This window comes from Nocardia huaxiensis (genome assembly GCF_013744875.1).
Taxonomy (GTDB): Bacteria; Actinomycetota; Actinomycetes; order Mycobacteriales; family Mycobacteriaceae; genus Nocardia; species Nocardia huaxiensis.
The window spans coordinates 1,861,347-1,877,639 of record NZ_CP059399.1 but is presented as its reverse complement, the minus strand read 5'-3'; the positions used below and the strand labels follow the sequence as shown (position 1 = coordinate 1,877,639).

General features: G+C 68.8%; 15 protein-coding genes. 2 read left to right on the top strand and 13 right to left on the bottom strand.

Annotation, left to right across the window (positions count from 1 at the left end):
- Positions 1–80 precede the first annotated feature (80 nt).
- The 7 genes from H0264_RS08500 to hemL form a co-directional block, all read right to left on the bottom strand.
- Positions 81–671 (bottom strand): Uma2 family endonuclease, encoded by a 591-nt coding sequence (locus tag H0264_RS08500; RefSeq protein ID WP_181583457.1) that lies wholly within the window; start codon positions 669–671, stop codon positions 81–83.
- Positions 672–796: 125 nt separating this feature from the next.
- Positions 797–1,777 (bottom strand): c-type cytochrome biogenesis protein CcsB, encoded by a 981-nt coding sequence (gene ccsB / locus H0264_RS08495; protein WP_181583456.1) that lies wholly within the window; start codon positions 1,775–1,777, stop codon positions 797–799.
- A gap of 2 nt (positions 1,778–1,779) precedes the next feature.
- Positions 1,780–3,429 carry a cytochrome c biogenesis protein ResB gene (gene resB, locus H0264_RS08490; RefSeq protein ID WP_181583455.1) on the bottom strand — a complete coding sequence of 550 codons (1,650 nt, stop codon included), beginning with the start codon at positions 3,427–3,429 and terminating at the stop codon, positions 1,780–1,782.
- Positions 3,429–4,244: a cytochrome c biogenesis CcdA family protein gene (locus tag H0264_RS08485; RefSeq protein ID WP_181585379.1), complete on the bottom strand. Its 816-nt coding sequence runs from the start codon at positions 4,242–4,244 to the stop codon at positions 3,429–3,431. Before H0264_RS08485 ends, resB begins: the two co-directional genes overlap by 1 nt.
- Before the next feature lie 2 nt (positions 4,245–4,246).
- Complete coding sequence (locus H0264_RS08480; protein WP_181583454.1) at positions 4,247–4,870, bottom strand: TlpA disulfide reductase family protein; 624 nt, start codon at positions 4,868–4,870, stop codon at positions 4,247–4,249.
- The gene (locus H0264_RS08475; RefSeq protein WP_181585378.1) at positions 4,867–5,472 is read right to left on the bottom strand and encodes a histidine phosphatase family protein; all 606 of its coding nucleotides are present in this window, start codon (positions 5,470–5,472) and stop codon (positions 4,867–4,869) included. The genes H0264_RS08480 and H0264_RS08475 overlap by 4 nt, the downstream gene beginning before the upstream one ends.
- Before the next feature lie 383 nt (positions 5,473–5,855).
- Complete coding sequence (hemL, locus tag H0264_RS08470) at positions 5,856–7,175, bottom strand: glutamate-1-semialdehyde 2,1-aminomutase (RefSeq protein WP_420832047.1); 1,320 nt, start codon at positions 7,173–7,175, stop codon at positions 5,856–5,858.
- A gap of 275 nt (positions 7,176–7,450) precedes the next feature.
- Between hemL and H0264_RS08465 the strand changes: the two genes are divergently transcribed.
- A complete protein-coding gene (locus H0264_RS08465) occupies positions 7,451–7,843 on the top strand; it encodes a hypothetical protein (RefSeq protein ID WP_244976138.1) in 393 nt (130 codons plus the stop codon).
- Between the two features lie 143 nt (positions 7,844–7,986).
- Here H0264_RS08465 and H0264_RS08460 read toward each other — a convergent pair whose 3' ends face one another.
- The 4 genes from H0264_RS08460 to hemB all read right to left on the bottom strand — a co-directional run bounded on the left by H0264_RS08460 (position 7,987) and on the right by hemB (position 10,517).
- Complete coding sequence (locus tag H0264_RS08460) at positions 7,987–8,223, bottom strand: hypothetical protein (protein ID WP_181583452.1); 237 nt, start codon at positions 8,221–8,223, stop codon at positions 7,987–7,989.
- On the bottom strand, positions 8,223–8,726 hold the full coding sequence (locus H0264_RS08455; RefSeq protein WP_181583451.1) for a hypothetical protein: 504 nt from the start codon (positions 8,724–8,726) through the stop codon (positions 8,223–8,225). The genes H0264_RS08460 and H0264_RS08455 overlap by 1 nt, the downstream gene beginning before the upstream one ends.
- A gap of 274 nt (positions 8,727–9,000) precedes the next feature.
- Complete coding sequence (locus H0264_RS08450; RefSeq protein WP_181583450.1) at positions 9,001–9,537, bottom strand: hypothetical protein; 537 nt, start codon at positions 9,535–9,537, stop codon at positions 9,001–9,003.
- 2 nt (positions 9,538–9,539) lie between these two features.
- The gene (hemB, locus tag H0264_RS08445; protein WP_181583449.1) at positions 9,540–10,517 is read right to left on the bottom strand and encodes a porphobilinogen synthase; all 978 of its coding nucleotides are present in this window, start codon (positions 10,515–10,517) and stop codon (positions 9,540–9,542) included.
- A gap of 181 nt (positions 10,518–10,698) precedes the next feature.
- Between hemB and H0264_RS08440 the strand changes: the two genes are divergently transcribed.
- Entirely contained in the window at positions 10,699–11,364 is a 666-nt protein-coding gene (locus tag H0264_RS08440; protein ID WP_181583448.1) for an RNA polymerase sigma factor, read from the top strand.
- On the opposite strand, the gene H0264_RS08435 is transcribed toward H0264_RS08440, so the two are convergent.
- Together H0264_RS08435 and H0264_RS08430 are read right to left on the bottom strand one after the other, a co-directional pair.
- Positions 11,306–11,713, bottom strand: a complete 408-nt coding sequence (locus tag H0264_RS08435; protein ID WP_181583447.1) for an ArsR/SmtB family transcription factor — start codon at positions 11,711–11,713, stop codon at positions 11,306–11,308. The genes H0264_RS08440 and H0264_RS08435 overlap by 59 nt on opposite strands.
- A 163-nt stretch (positions 11,714–11,876) precedes the next feature.
- On the bottom strand, positions 11,877–16,133 hold the full coding sequence (locus H0264_RS08430; RefSeq protein ID WP_181583446.1) for a serine protease: 4,257 nt from the start codon (positions 16,131–16,133) through the stop codon (positions 11,877–11,879).
- Positions 16,134–16,293 lie beyond the last annotated feature (160 nt).

Below are 16,293 nucleotides of genomic sequence, written 5' to 3'. Positions count from 1 at the left end.
AGTTCAGCCCCCAACGCTCCTGTCGAGCTGACCAACCGCATTCCTGGAAATCGCGACCGCACCGTAGAGATCCATCTCGGTCAGCGATCGGACTTGCGGACGATCAAGGCATCGAGGTCGATGGTGAGCGGGAAGGGTTCGTCGACGTCAACTGTGCCCGTTACGCGCGGCTGGATCTCGTAGCGGCCGTTGTCTCCCAGTACGAAAACTGTCAGACCTACCGCTGAGCCCTCGAGGTCGAGAAGGTCGATCACCCAGTAGTGCGGAATGCCATTGGCGGCGTACTCGCCCGCTTTCAGCGAGTATTCGCGGACTGCGGACTCTCCCGACGAGGAGATCTCGACGGCCAGTACGATTTGGTCGCTCCGGACTCGGACCTGCTGGTCGACGGCTTCGGGCGCTACAACCAGGTCGGGCGAGCGGCGGGGCGATTTTCCAACTGGTAGTTCGGCGTCGAGTTCTTCGAAAGCTTCCCAGCCGTTGGGGAGCTGGTTGTCGATCTGGTTGGCGAGGCGTCGCAGGACGCGACTGTGCGGCGGAGCGGGCCGGGCATTCACGAGCAAGAATCCGTTCTCGATCTCGTAAATCACGCTGTTGTCGACAGGTAGAGCGTCGAATTCTTCCACCGTGATCGGCCGCATGTGCGGGATCGGCTGCATCTCCACTGTCATCGCCCGCCTCCGTGCCGGTCGGTTCTCGCGCTGGTGAGGCTGTTCAGAACAGGAATCGTTCTATATGAACAGCCTCAATCATCGCACCTGGCGTGAGATGCAGGCTGCTGTGTCGAGCGTCCCGCTTAGTTGAGGCCAGCGTAGGAGTGCAGGCCGCTGACCACGATGTTGATGATGAAGAGGTTGAAGAGCATTGCGACGAAGCCGGCGATGTTGATCCAGGCTGCTTTGGTGTCTCGCCAACCCGAGGTGGCTCGGGCGTGGAGGTAGGCGGCGTAGACGACCCAGGTGATGAAGGAGACGGTTTCCTTGGGGTCCCAGCCCCAGAAGCGGCCCCAGGCTGCTTCGGCCCAGATTGCGCCGAGGATTACGCCGGTGCCGAACAAGGGGAAGGCGACGATGGTCGTCTTGTAGGCGAGGCGGTCGAGGGTGCGGGCGTCGGGGAGGCGGCGGGCCAAGGCGCCCAACAGGTTCGAGGACTCTTCGCCTTCGGGCTGGCGGAGGCGGAGGAGGAACAGGAGGCTGGCTATCCCGGAGAGGAGGAAGATGCCGGAGCCGATGCTCACGATCGTGACGTGGATGGGGAGCCAGAACGATTTCAGGGCCGGAACCACGGGGGCCGCTTCGGCGTACAGGACCTGGCCTGCGAGGAACATCAGGATCAGGACCGGGGCGAGGAGGAAGACCCACATGGCTCGGTAGCGGCGGTCGTGCATGAACACCAAGCCGGTGACCACGCCTGCGGCGGTGGCCATGGTGATGAACTCGTACATGTTGCCGAGGGGGAAGCGGTGGGTTGCGAAGCCGCGCAGCACGATTGATGCCAGGTGCAGGCCCGTCGCCACGAACAGGACGGCGAAGGCCATATTGCCGAGGCGCTCGGCAAGCGGGCGGGACGGGCGGTCTGCGACCTTGCCCACCTCTACTTTGCCTACGAGCGAAGGGGTTTCGACGCCGCCCGCGGCAACCAGTTCACGTTCTTCGGCCTTGGACTTGCCGCGCGAGGAGTACTGGATGATGAGCATGGCCAGCACGAGGGTGTAGACGATCCAGGCCGTTTTGAAGGCCAGGTTGCTGTAACCGGCGAGGGTTTCGTCGATCGGCATGTTCAGTCTCCCGTGCGAGGGGTCGCGGGTTGGTCGGTGGCCAGCAGGCGGGTGCGGAGGCGGTCGAATTCGGCGCCCCAGCCGGCCTGGTCGGTGCGGGCCAGTCCGCCCATTTCTACTACGGTACGTCGTTGATCGCCAGGGGTCTGGTCGGGGTAGACGCGGAGCCAGATGCGGCGGCGCTTCACCAGCAGGGAGACCAGGAGGCCGGCCATCATGGTCAGGGCGCTGACGAGCACCCAGCCCTGGGCCGGGTCGTGGGAGACCTGGACGTTCACGAATTCCTCGGCGCCGTCGAAGGTGACCTTGGTGCCGTCGGACAGCGAAACCGATTCGCCTGGTTTCAGGTTGACGCGCTGCTCTTTCTTCAGGCGTTCCTGCTTGATCATCTCGGGGTCGAGGGAGAACAGGGACTGAGCGCGGCCGGTGTCCAAACCGGTTTCGCCGCGGTAGATGTCGACCGCCACCATCGGATCCGTCATGGTCGGGAACGCCGAGGTGAGCAGGGAGCCGTGCAGCAGCGCGGTGGGCGCGAACAGGCCCTGGATCGCGATCTGGTTCTTGCGGCGATCTTCCTCGTTCGGGTACAGCCCGCCGGGCGGGTCGATGCGCAGCACACCGGAGGACAGGAAGGTGGTCGCGTCGTCGGGCCGCCACTGGACGGCCTCGGTACGGGTCTGCCCGTTCGGGAAGGTGACCGTGAACTTCGGCGCGAAACCGTGGCCCTGCAGATAGAGACGGTCACCCGCGACACGCAGCGGATGATTCACCTTGATGGTGGTGTCGCGCCAGGTGTTCGTGTTCAGGTCCGCGCCGGCCTGGTACTGGATGTCGGAGGTGAACATCTCGGCCTGACCGTTGGGCAGGTAGTCGGCCTTGAAGTTCTTGACGCGCACGCACATCGGGGTCAGGCCGGTGCCGTCGACCACATTGCCGGCGCGGAAGGAGTCGAACACCGCCGGGGAAGTGGTGCAGAAACCGGGGCCGTCATTGGCGATGACCACCACATTGCCCTCGTAGCCGAACAGCTTGCCGATGGCGATGGCCGCCAGCAGCGCCACCAGCGCGAGATGGAAGACGATATTGCCGAGCTCGCGGGTGTACCCCTTCTCCGCCGACAGCGTCAGTTCGCCTTCGCGAGAACCGGGCAGCACCAAGGTCTTCCAGCCGCGCAACTCCTTGCGGGCGCGGTCGATGACCTCGTCGGGGGTCTCGGTGTCACTGCCCGCATAGCTGTAGGGCAGGCGGGAAAGGTTGCGCGGCGCCTTGACCGGCGGCGTCCGCATCGCCCGGTAGTGATCCCACACGCGCGGCAGGATGCAGCCGACCAGCGAAACGAACAGCAGCACATAGACGGCCGTGAACCAGAAGCTGGAGAACACGTCGAACAGTTCGAGCCGATCCATCCACGGGCCCAGGGTCGGGCGCTTGGCGATGTACTCGTCGACCTTCGAGGCGTTCAGGCTGCGCTGCGGCAGCAGCGCGCCCGGGATCGCCGCCAATGCCAGCAGGAACAGCAGCATGAGCGCGGTGCGCATGCTGGTGAGTCCGCGCCAGGTATTGCGCAGCAGGGCGATCGCGCGGCCGGGCAGCGATTGACGCGGCGGGCGGGCGGGCGCGGGGGCGGGGGATGCGGAGGTGGTCGCGGTCATCAGATCGGCAGGGTCACATTCGAGACGAAGGCGTCGCGGACCCAGGCGACGAAGTCGTCCCAGGCCCCGGTCACCAGGGCGAAACCGACGGCCACCAGCAGGATGCCGCCGACCACCTGGATGGTGCGGGAGTTGCGGCGCAGCCAGCCGACACCGCGCAGGGCGGTGGCCGAACCGAACGCCAGGATCACGAAGGGCAGGCCCAGTCCGGCGCAGTAGGCGACGATCAGGGCGACGCCGCGCGCGGCGGTGGTGCCCTCGGTGCCCGCGGACACGGAGATGACGCCGGACAGCGTCGGGCCCAGGCACGGCGTCCAGCCGAGCGCGAACACCGCGCCCAGCAGCGGCGCGCCGATGACACCGCTGAGCCGCTTGGGCTCCATGCGGGTGTCCCGCTGCAAAGCCGGAATCAGTCCGATGAACGCCAGCCCCATGATGATGGTGACCACGCCGCCGATGCGTTGCAGCAGTTCACGATTGAGTTCCAGCGCATTGATCGCGCCGAACACGGTGGCGGAGGCGAGCACGAACACGACGGTGAACCCGGCCACGAACAGCCCCGCCGCACCGGCCACCCGCAGGCGGCCGCGCTTCTCCAGAGTCGTTGTGCGCTGCGCGGATTCGACGGTCACCGGCGGCGCTTCGGCCCCGACCACGCCCGCCAGATACGACAGGTAGCCGGGCACCAGCGGCACCACGCACGGCGACGCGAACGACACCAGCCCGGCCAGCACGCACGCCCCGAGCGCGAGCAGCAGCGGACCGGTCTGCGCGGTCTGCTGGAACGACTCCCCCACTCCCGCAAGCACTGTCACGCTCACTGCGCGCCCTCCCGCGCGAGCTCCTCCAGCTTGGGCTGCAGATCCTCGGCGAGCAGCGCGCGCAGGTAGACCGCCGCCACCCGATGCTGTTTGTCCAGCACGATGGTGGTCGGAATGACGCTGGTCGGGAATTTGCCGCCGAGCGCGAGCAGGCTGCGCATGGACGGGTCGTAGATGGAGGGGTAACCGACCTTGTTGTCGGTGACGAAGTCCTGCGCCTTGTCCTTCTGGTTGTCGCGCACATTGATGCCGAGGAAGGCGACGCCTTGATCGCGGGTGGCCTCGTACACCTTTTCCAGCGCGGGCGCTTCCGCGCGGCAGGGGCCGCACCACTGGCCCCACAGATTGATGACGACGACCTTGCCCGGGAAATCGTCGACCGAGAGGGTCTTGCCGTCCACCATCAGATCCGGGCCCGACAGCTTGCCGATGGTCCCGCGCTCGGACGGCGGATCGTAGAAGATGTCGGTTTTGCCGCCCGGGGAGACGAAGTCGAAGGTGCCGCCCTGAGCCACCGCGTCCTTGCCCGCGGTGGAACAACCGGCGAGCACCAGGCAGATGCTCGCCAGCAGAACCACCGCCCGCACCGGTGCGGGCAGGGACGCGATGGTCCGTCTCATGCCCCGGTCACCTTGGGATCGGTGGCGCCGGCAGGTTCGGAGTAGACGATGTCGATCAACGTATCGCCCTGGTAGACAAGGGAAGTCAGCGAGGCGAGCGAGCACTGACGCTGACGCGGGTCGTGCCAGAGCCGCTGTCCCTGCAGGAAGCGGCGCAGCGTCCACACCGGCAGCTGATGCGACACCAGCACGGCTTCCCGCCCGGCGGCTTCCACGCGCGCCTTGTTGACGGCGGCGAGCATGCGGTGCGCGATCTGCAGGTACGGCTCACCCCACGACGGCGTGAACGGGTCGCGCAGCTTCCACCAGTGCCGGGGCTTGCGCAGCGCGCCGTCCCCGACCGACACCCGCAGGCCCTCGAAGGTATTACCGGCCTCGATGAGGTTGTCATCGGTGCGAATCACCAAACCGTGCTGCGACGCAACAGGTTCCGCGGTCTCCTGCGCCCGCTGCAGCGGCGAGGCCACCACCAGCGCGATGTCATGATCGGCCAGCGACCGCGCGACAGCGGCGGCCTGCGACCGCCCCGTCACCGACAACTGGAATCCGGGCAGCCGCCCGTACAGGATCCCATTCGGGTTGTGCACCTCACCGTGCCGCATGACATGCACGATGGTCTCCACATCCGAGGCCACATCGCCCGGCAGGATCAAACCGCTTGCGGGACCGGAGGATTCGGCCAGGACAGCCTCCGCGTCAGCCGCGGCTTCGGCGGCCGCGGCTTCCGCGAGCGGGGCCTCGTCGAGGGCTTCCTCGGCGTCGGCCGGAACCGGCTCGGCGGCAGCGGGTTCCGTCACCGGCTCCTCGACGGCGGCGGAATCTGCGGCGTCGGCGTCGGCCGTGGGCGCGGATTCGGTTGCGGTGGCGTCGGTTTCGACGTCCTCGGTCTGACGGATGGAGTCCAGCAGGCGGGCGGCTTCCGCGACCGAGAGCGGGGCCTGGGCTGGGGTGGGGGCGGGTAGGGACGCGTCGGGGTGGTTGGAGGTCACGAAGCGGATCCTTCGGGGGTGGCGGCCGCCGCGGCGCGGGCGGCGGCGGGGAGGGCTGCGGCGATGCGATCGAATGCGTTCTCGTCCAGGGCCGCGGAGACGAACCATGCCTCGAAGGCGCTCGGCGGCGCGTACACGCCGTGGTCGAGCAGCGCGTGGAAGAAGGCGGGGAAGCGCCAGGTCTGGCTGGCCTTGGCGGCGGCGTAGTCGGTGACCGGGCTCTCGGCGAAGAACACGCTCACCATATTGCCCGCGAATTGCACCTGGTGCGGGACGCCTTCGGCGGACAGCGCCTCGGTGAAGAGTTTGCCGAGCCGGTCGGCGTTGCGGTCGAGGGCCGCGTAGACCTCGGCGTCGGCGGCCTGCAGGGTGGCCAGGCCCGCGGCGACGGCGACCGGGTTTCCGGACAGGGTGCCGGCCTGATAGACCGGGCCGAGCGGGGCCAGATGGTTCATGATCTCGGCGCGACCGCCGAAGGCCGCGGCGGGCAGCCCGCCCGACATGACCTTGCCGAAGGTGTAGAGATCGCCCGCGACGCCGTCGATGCCGTACCAGCCGGACGCGCTCACCCGGAAGCCGGTCATGACCTCGTCCATGATGAGCAGCGCGCCGTGCTCCCGGGTGATCTTGCGCAGGCCCTCGTTGAATCCGGGCTGCGGCGCGACCGCGCCCATATTGCCCGCGGCGGCCTCGGTGATGACGCAGGCGATCTCACCCGGATACGCGGTGAACGTGTCCGCGACGGCCTGCAGATCGTTGTACGGCAGCACGATGGTGTCGGCCGCCTGCGCGCCGGTCACACCGGGCGAGGTGGGCAGGCCGAGGGTGGCGACGCCGGAGCCGGCGTCGGCCAGCAGCGCGTCCACGTGCCCGTGGTAGCAGCCGCTGAACTTGATGATCTTGGAGTTGCCGGTGTAGCCGCGCGCCAGCCGGACCGCGCTCATGGTGGCCTCGGTGCCGGAGTTGACCAGCCGCACCCGCTCGACCGGAGCGACCCGCGCGGCGATGGCCTCGGCGAGCAGGATCTCGGCCTCGGTCGGCGCACCGAAGGACAGCCCGGAGACGGCCGCCCGCTGCACGGCCTCCACGACCGCCGGGTGCGCGTGCCCGAGAATCATCGGACCCCAGGAACACACCAGGTCGACGTAGTCGTTGCCGTCGGCGTCGGTGAGGGTGCAGCCGCGTGCGGAGGCGATGAATCGCGGCGTCCCGCCGACGGATTTGAAGGCCCGCACCGGTGAATTCACGCCACCCGGAATGACCTCGGCGGCGCGCTCGAAGAGTTGGGCTGAGACCGGCACGGAAGCCTGGCTCACACGCGGAGAAGAACTCACGGCACCCAGTCTGGCAGCCGCCCCTCCCCCCGTCGACGACAGGGTGTAGTCGAGTGGGCTGTCACACAGCGAAACCCATGATCTTTGCACGAGTTCGCGCAGTTCGCTCCCCGCACGGAGCCCACGCCGATCCGCCACGCCGCCCGGCAACCCGCCGGGACAACACGCCGGAACCGGTTGGGTCGAATTCAGTCGCTAACAGGTTGCCGGTGCGTAATCTCTCGGCCCAGGAAGCGGCATCGAGAGTGGGAGGGACGTTGCGGTTCAAGCGGTTCGGCGCGGGTCTGATCATGGCGATGGCGGGTGCGGCGGCGGTGGGCGCCGCGGCGGGGGAAGCGGCGGCGGGCGAGCCCATCGCGCAGCCCGATCAAGGGCGGATCGGCATGCATCTGTCCCCGGAGGAGACGCGCGCGATCGCGAGCGGCCCGGTCCCGGCGATCGTGAGCATGTTCGTGCCACTCAATCGCATGGGCGCGGGCCTGCACCCGGAGACCGAGATCTACCGCGACGACAAGGGCGGTGTGCACGCCTCCCTGCGCCAGGTGGTCATGGAGGCCGCGCAGCATCCCGGCGGCACGGTCGTCGTCTACGTGAACGCGCCCGGCACCCGCGGCGGACGAGTGCTGGATATTTACCAGAACTGGGAGTGAGCCTCTAGGACAGCGGCAGACCCAGGCAGAACAACGCCCACCCCGTGGTGAACAGGCAATTCAGCTGCGGGGGGAGCAGATCCAGCCCGGACGTCGCGACCTGATCGGTGCGCATCATCATCGCCCCATTGTCCGCCGGAAGATCAGCGGGCGCGGCGGAACACGCGAGCGATCAGGTCGATCAGCAGCAATCCGCCGAGAATCGCCGCACCGGTGGCCAGGGCCAGCCACGGACCCGAATACCGCGTGGCCTCGAAAGCCGGCGCGTCACCGGTCTGTGCGAACCAGGTGGTGTGAATGCCGTTGCGCCAGCACCACACCGCAGCCGCCGCGAACAGCGCGGCGAACACGAATTCGACGAGCACGGTGAGCATCCGCATCAGCTCGCCTCCTTCGCCTCGCTGCCGCCGACCGATTCCAGCACCGCGGTGAGTTCCGCCCGCAGCGTCCGATGGTCGCGCGCCCATGCCTGCACCAGATCGCCGTTCTTCAGCTTCAGGCCGATGCCCTTGCGCCGCCGCGGCACCCCGGTCAGTTCCCCGAGCGCCCGCGCCGACTCCCACGGCTCATCATCCCAGGATTCCTCGTCGACTTCGGGCAGTACCGCGGCGATTTTGCTCAGCGACAGCGTCTCGGCGCCCTGCCGCAGGTGCTCGGGCGTCAATTCGACACTGATGTGGCGTCTTCCAGCCAGCACCTGCAACCAGACGAATCCGCCGAGCAGGGCGGCGCAGAACACGAGCCCGAACCAGTGGATGTCGCCGCCGCGCACGATCTCCAGAATCAGGATGATCGCGCACAGCGCGGGCCCGTAGGCGATGGTGCGCCAGCGCGCACCGGGCTCGGAAAACAGCACGGCCGTGGGTGTTTCGACCTCACTCATAGGCCGGGCGAAAAGATCATGGGGCTCAGCCGACGAGTCCCGGAATCAACAGCACGGCGAGGGTGAGCAGTCCGAACAGAAAGAGCAGACTCAACACCAGCACATCTCGCCGAAGGCTGTGCGGCTGCTGGATCACCACTCGCATCGATGCCTCCGCTTTCCCGGAAGCAAACGCACCATGACACAACGCATGACGAACGGCTTCCGGTTCCCGAACTCCCTGTGACAGCCCTCACCATACCCGGTAGTACGGCCGTAACAAACTCGGGAGTACTCATTGCCGGACCGGACGGAAGTAGGCGTCGGAATCCTTTCGGAAGCACAGGAATACGGCTCCGGCGGCCAGCACCGCCTGGACGATTCCGGCGCAGCTGGCCACCAGCGCGGCGGCCCCCGGCGAGGAGCCCGGCATGAACAGCGTGCCGATCGCGCCGAGCACGAAGAACAGTCCGAGACCGGTGAGCAGCGCTCGCGCCCAGTTCTTTCCGCGTCCGAGCTGATAGACGAACAGCACCGCGACACCGGTCAGCACCAGCCAGAAGAATCCGGCCGCACCGAACGCGATCACCACGTACAGCTTGGTCTGCGCGAGCGTGAGACCCGGCTGACTGTCCTTCATATCGTCGAACATCTGCTGCGCCAGCTCGTCCCGCCGCCCGAGCTGGGTCAGAATGCCGGCCACCGCCTGCACGACGCCCACGCACAGCGCGGCGTACCAGAGCTGACAGGCGGTGCGGACATCCTCGGGCACGACGCGCGGCGGCGCCGGGGGTTGCATGGGATTCACGACGGTCGGTACTCGCTCACTCACCGCTATGACAGCCAGTGCGCGGCTTCGGTGGCCCAGTAGGTGAGGACCATGTCGGCCCCGGCACGCCGGATGCCCATGAGCGACTCCAGGATCGCGGCGCGACGGTCGATCCAGCCGTTCTGCGCGGCGGCGGTGATCATGGCGTACTCGCCGGAGATCTGATAGGCCGCGACCGGAACCGTCGAGCGGTCCGCGACATCGCGCAGGATGTCCAGATACGACATGGCCGGTTTCACCATGACGATGTCCGCGCCCTCGGCCAGATCCAGTGCCAGCTCCCGGATGGCCTCGCGGCGGTTCGCCGGATCCTGCTGGTAGCTGCGGCGATCACCCTCGAGCGAGGAGGCCACCGCCTCCCGGAACGGGCCGTAGAACGCGGACGCGTACTTGGCGGCGTAGGCGAGAATGCCGGTGTCGGTGTGGCCGGCCGCGTCCAGGCCCGCGCGGATGGCGCCCACCTGGCCGTCCATCATGCCGCTGGTGCCGAGCAGATCCGCGCCGGTGTCGGCCTGCGCCAGCGCCATTTCCACGTAGCGGCGCAGGGTGGCGTCATTGTCGACGGCGCCGGAATCGTTGAGCACACCGCAGTGACCGTGATCGGTGAATTCGTCGAGGCAGGTGTCGGCCATGACGACCGTGGAACCGCCGACCTCCTGCACCAGGGCGCGCAGGCCGCGATTCAGAATGCCGTCCGGATCCGAGGCTTGGCTGCCGTCGGCGTCCTTGTCCTCCTGGCGCGGGACGCCGAACAGCATGAGACCGCCCACGCCCGCGGTGACGGCTTCGACCGCGGCCTTGCGCAGCGAATCCATGGAGTGCTGGTAAACGCCTGGCATGGAAGAGATCTCACGCGGCTCGTCCAGGCCGTCGGCCACGAACATGGGGAGAATCAGCTGCCGCGGCTGCAAGGTGGTTTCGGCCACGAGGCGGCGCATGGCGGGAGTACGGCGCAACCGCCGTGGGCGGTCCATTCCGGTCATAGCCCCGATACTATGCCCGGCCCGATTTCGGTGCCCGAGGGGTCGTGGTCGGGCCGCGCGGGCCGACCGGCCGGTGCGTTCCCGCTGTCCATATTTCTGGGGGCTCGCGTATTTGTGCCTGAATCGGCCCGCTGTCGTACAGTTCCAATCATCGACTCTGGTGGAACGTTCGAGGTAGGGCATGGAACCGGACCAGGCCACCGCGGCGGCCGACAATTCACTCGGTGACCTGCTCGGGGCACTGCTGCGGGAATGCGCGCGCGACCCGCTGCTGCTGCTCGAACCGCCGGGAGCGGGCAGTGCGCTGGTGCGGATCGCGCGGGCGCGGGTCGCCGCCGCCGAGGTGTTCGACGAAATCCTCGTCGAGGCATACGAATCCGAGCAGGACAAGCTGATCGGCTGGACGATCGCGCAGGTCGGCAATCGCGGGGATGCCGAGGACATCGTGCAGACCGCGCTCATGCGGACCTATGCGGCGCGGCCGGACACCAGCGATACCGCGGCCATGCGCGGATATCTGTGGACGGCCACCCGGAATCTGGTGCGGGATCGATGGCGGCGCAATGCCTCCGATCGGTCGCGGGTAGATCCCGATGGGCAGGAACGCATCACGCAGCTCGCCGATCACGCCGGACTGCCGTTCGAGGATCTGGTCACGCTGCGGCAGCTGCTCATCGACGCGCTCGAGCAGTTGCCGCCGCGAGAACGGGAAGCGGTGGTGCTGCATTCGTACGCGGGCAACACCTACGCGCAGACCGCCGAGATGATGGGGCTGGCGGCGGGGACGGTCAAAGCGTACGTGGCGGGCGCGCTGGCCAAGGTGCGCGCGAATCTGCAGGTCGCCTGACTGCGGGGTGACGGGCCAGGGCGGTCATGGTGTCGCCCGCCGCCCGCTGCGCGGGCAGGTCGCGGGCCCGCTGGGCGCGCGGGTCGAAGGTCCGCTGGTCGGGGACTTCCAGACCCAGCAGGGCGATGCCGAGTGGCGTCAGGTGGTGTCGCACCTGATTGCGGGCGCGCACGCTGATCACCAGCCCGGCCCGCCGCAGCACGGCCGCGTGCTCGCTGGCGGAGGAGGGTGAAACACCCAGGCGCAGCGCCACTTCCGTGGTGCTCCCGCCGTCGGCGATGGCCTCCAGCACTGCGGCGCGGGTCGCTCCGAGCAGCGCGGAGAGGTCGCGGCTGACCAGGTTGCTCATGATGCCTCCTCGACTCGTGGCAGTGGCGCGCGCCGGACCCCTCCGCCGGCGCGCACCGCCTGCATGAGGAAGGACTTCGGGGAGGGCCGAAAGGTTGGGTACGAATTTTCGGAAGTGCCGGATTTTTTGCTGTGTGCGGGTCAGCCGCGGCGGACTACACCGGTCACGGACACGGTGGCGTGTCGTTCGCGCCGGGCGGTAGCAGCGCGCGTTCGGCGTCGGTGAAGTCGCGGGCGCTGATGGCACACAGCCGGTCGAGGATGTGCTCCCGATTCAGATCGAGGGTGAGCAGACCGTTGTCGGTGATCAGATAGAAGGTGGTGCCGACATGGTTCACCCACGCCCGCGCCTGGCTCGCAGGCGTTTTCGCGTTCACCAGAATGCCGTAGTCACCGTCCATGATCTGCACCTTGCCGTTGTCCCACCCGGCGACCACCAGACCATTGGGCAGCAACTCCAGATACGGGGCCCACGGCACGGCGATGGCCACCGTCTCGACGCGGCCGGTGCCGGTGTTCCAGCGTTCGATCCGCTTGCGTTCGGTCCACACGTAGGCGATGGGGACGTCGACAGTTTTGAACAGGGCCTCGATCCAGCCGGTCGCACTGCTGGTCATCACCCGGATGCGGCGGCCGGTCACGCTGTCCCACACCGTGATCGCACGGCGCGTGAAGATCAGCAGATCACCCGGCTCGGTGCCGTTGCCGATGGCGAAGCCGACCTCGGCGACGGCCTGAAGTTCGGCGGCATCCCGCCACACCTGCTGGGGCGCGCCGATGGCGGAGGCGTCCCGGGCATGCCAGCGGGTCACATAACCGGCGTGCAGGACGGCCACCTCGTCGTCGCGGGTGGCCACCACGGCGGTCGGTACGACCCGCGCTTGCGTCCCTTGGTATTCCGCCGGCACCGGCAGCCGGACCACCCCGGCCGGATGCAGGTCGGGCAGCGAATAGAAGTGCAGCTCATGGGAATCCAAGCCGACGACCAGATACTTGTCGTCGGCGGTGACCGCCATCGACACCCGGCGCGCCTGCGCGGCCCAGCCGACCGTGCGGGTGCGGGCGGGCAGGACCCGCGGCAGCACCTCGCGCACCTCCAATCGTGCTGCGCTCGCGTGGAATTCGGCTACCCAGCGACCATTGTCGCTCCAGACCATGGTGGTCGGAGTGGCGCCGAATTCGGTGACGGTCGCCATTGCCGCGGCGGGGGCGTGCCGGGTCAGATCGTCCGCGCCGACCACGAACAGCACCGGCCCGTCCGGACCGGGGCGCACGATGAAGCTGGGCCTGCCGGTGCTCTGATAGCGCGCCTGCACCTTGTAGCGCTGCTGAGTCACGGTGTCCACCAGGTGGATCAGCTGGAACAGCGTGCCCTCCGGCACATACGACACCACCAGGTAGCGGCCGGTCTCGTCGCGATCCACCACCGCACCGCCGGGCACGTCCAGGCAGCCCGCGCCGACGCCGAAGGTCTTCTGCTCGTTGCTTTCCCGGACCAGCACGGTGCCGATCAGATTGTCGCCGCAGCCGACGACCGTGCCGCGCGCCTCGTCACCGGAGGGCGGGGTGACGACCGCGCCGTTCACCGAGCGCCGCTCATAGCGCTGCTCGCCGCGATCATCCACGGCATGGAACCAGGTTTCGGAGCTTCCCGAATCCACTTGCAGGGGAAGCATATCCGCGCGTGAAGTGGTGCCGAATCCGCCGATCCGCGCGGGCGGGTCGGCGGCCGTGTCGAAGGTCTCCACCAGATCGGCGTCACCGACATCGGACAGCACGCGTTTGGCGCTGTCGGCGGGCAGCGGGGAGCGGCGCAGATCCTGGGAGACGACCAGGCGGGTGCCGTCGGCCGAGAACCTCGCGTTGACCGCGGTGGGCGGGAGCTGCGCCACCTCACCGGCGGCGCTCGCGCCCTGTCCCGCACCGGAATTCGCGCCCGTGGACGGTGCCGCGCCAGAGGACGGCGGCGAGTTAGAGGAAGGCGGCGAACCCGCCGCCGGGCTCGAACCGGCCGAATTCGCCGGGGCGACCTCCGTGTCGGGTCGCACACGATGCGGTCCGGTGCGGGTCGTGAGATCCCAGACTTCCACTCCACCAAGGCTGTTCACCGTCGCGAGCTTGGTTCCATTGCCGCTCATGGTCAGCGACACCGCGTTGCGCAGCGGCAGCCGCCAGGAGTCGGCGCCGCCATCGAGGAGGCCCGGCCACACCGTGACGGTGCCGTCGCTGTCGCCGGTGACCACCGTCGATCCGGTCTCGTCGGTGGCGACGAGGCGGATGTCCTTGCCCAGTCCGGAGCGCACGGCCGTCGCGGACGCCAGCCGCAGCTGCTGCACCAGCAGCGCGGACTCGACCTTGGGGTCGTCGGGAGCGAGACGTGCCGCGGCCTGCGCCAATTGCAGCGCCTGACTGGGCTGCGATTCGGCCAGCTGCAACGACTGCTCGGCCAGCGCCGCCCCCGCCAGCGACCGCAATGCCGCTTCCCGCTGCGCACCGGTGCGGTAGGCGAAGACGGCCGTACCGGCCGCCACCAGGCTCACCACCGTGAGCACCGCGGTCACCACCCGCCACCGCCGCACTTCCCGGCGGCGCACCCGGGTTCCCGCGAAGATATAGCGCCGCAGGGGATTCGGAATGTCTTCCGGCCGCCGCGCCACCCATTCCTCCGCCGCCGACAGCGCACTGCCGCGCAGCAATCCGCCGTCGTCGGCGCCCTGCGCGACCCAGCTGCGCCGTTCCCGCTCGGTGCGCCGCTGCCAGGCCAGGAAATCGCGATCGTGCTCGAGCCATTCACGCAGCCGCGGCCAATTGTCGATGAGCGACTGATGCGCCAGCTCCACCACATCCGCGTCATCCGCCCCCCGCCCGGTGACGACGAGCCGCTCGCGCGCCAAAAGTCCTGCCACAGCCCGTAATTCGGGCACATCCCGCATGGAGACGGGCACCCGCACGAAGCCGTCCCCGCGCGGCGCGGCCAGCATCGTCAGCAACCGCCGCACCGCCCGCTGATCCGGCTCGGCCGAGGGAGCCGGATCGACGTCGGGCGAACCCGGCTCGGCGCCGGGGGCCGGACCGCCGGGCCCCGTCGGGAACAGGCCGTACACCCGTTCCGCGCGGCGGGCGATGGAGCCGGCGGCGCGGCCGACACGCTCGTAGTCGGCGAGGGACAGGCGGCCGCCGGTGCGCTGCTCCCAGAGTTCGGTGAGCACCGATTCGAGCAGCGGCAGCCCGCCGGGTTCGCCGACCGTGTCGTCGATGAGCCGTTCCACCAGATCGTCGTCCAGGTCCACGCCGGGTGCGTGCGCGGCCGGGCCGCGAATGGCCTGGCGCAGCTGATCCCGGCCCATCGGGGACAGGGTCACGGTGGCCTGGTCCAGGACGGCGGCGAGATCGTCGTCGGCCAGCGCCTCCATCACATCCCAGCGCAGTGTCAGCAGGACGCGCACCGCTGGATCGACCGCGCGGGACAGCAGGGCGCGCAAGCGTTCCCGCGCCGCCTCCGGCGCGGTCGCCACCAGTTCCTCGAACTGGTCGGCCACCAGCAGCGCCTTCTCCCCCGGCGGCACTTCGGGCACGACCCAATTCGATTCCGCCGAAAGGTATTCCACGCGCACGCCGTCCGCCCGTGAGCGCGCCGCGACACCCGCCATCACCAGCGACGACTTCCCGATCCCCGAGCGCCCCACCACCGCCGCCACCGGGCGCTCCCGCAGCGCCTCCAACACGCGTTCGATATCCGCGCCGCGCCCGTAGAACAATCGGGAATCGTTCTCCCCGAACGGTTCCAGTCCGCGATAGGGATTCGGCAGCAGGCCCGGTTCCGTGCCGAGCACCACATTCACCGGAATCATGAAGGCTGTCCGCGTCAATCGCCGCCGATCCGCCGCCACGGCCATTCCCACCACGGCCGCACTGCCCGCGTCCCACACCGGCGATCCGCTGAATCCGCCGGTGATCGGCTGTCCGCCACTGGCCCCGTGCAATTGCAGCCATCCGGAGCCCTGCGCGGCCCGGAATTCCCCCCACACCCAGACGCCGTCGGCCAATTCCGATGGAAATCCGATGGCCCGGAATTCCCGCCCCCACGGCCGGTCCGCGCGCCACAGCGGCGGCGAGGACATGCCCCCGACCGCCTCCCCCTCGATGGCCAGCAGTGCGATATCCCCGCGCCCATCGGCCCGCACCGGCTCCCACCGATGCACCCGCGCCACTACTCGCGGCGCACCGTCGACGAGCGGGAAATCCACCGTCACCTCGACCCCGACGCCGCCCTCCCCCGCGGCCTCCTCGACCACGTGCGCGCAGGTCGCAAGGCGTCCCGCCCCGATGACGAACCCGGCCCCCACCGGCGATCCGGCCTGATCCAGCACCCGTGCCACCGCGGCGCCCAGCCGCCCGGCACCGGGAAAAACCCCTGACATACCGGACAGCCTCTCAGCCTTGGCGGCCCGATGCGACCGAAAGCGAGACCCGCTGACCACGGATTCCGGCTTCGGAGCAGACCGAAAGTGCGCGCCCGCGCGAACCGGGCGGTCTAGCGTCGATCACACATCCGGCGTGTCCCCACGGAACGAAAGCGTA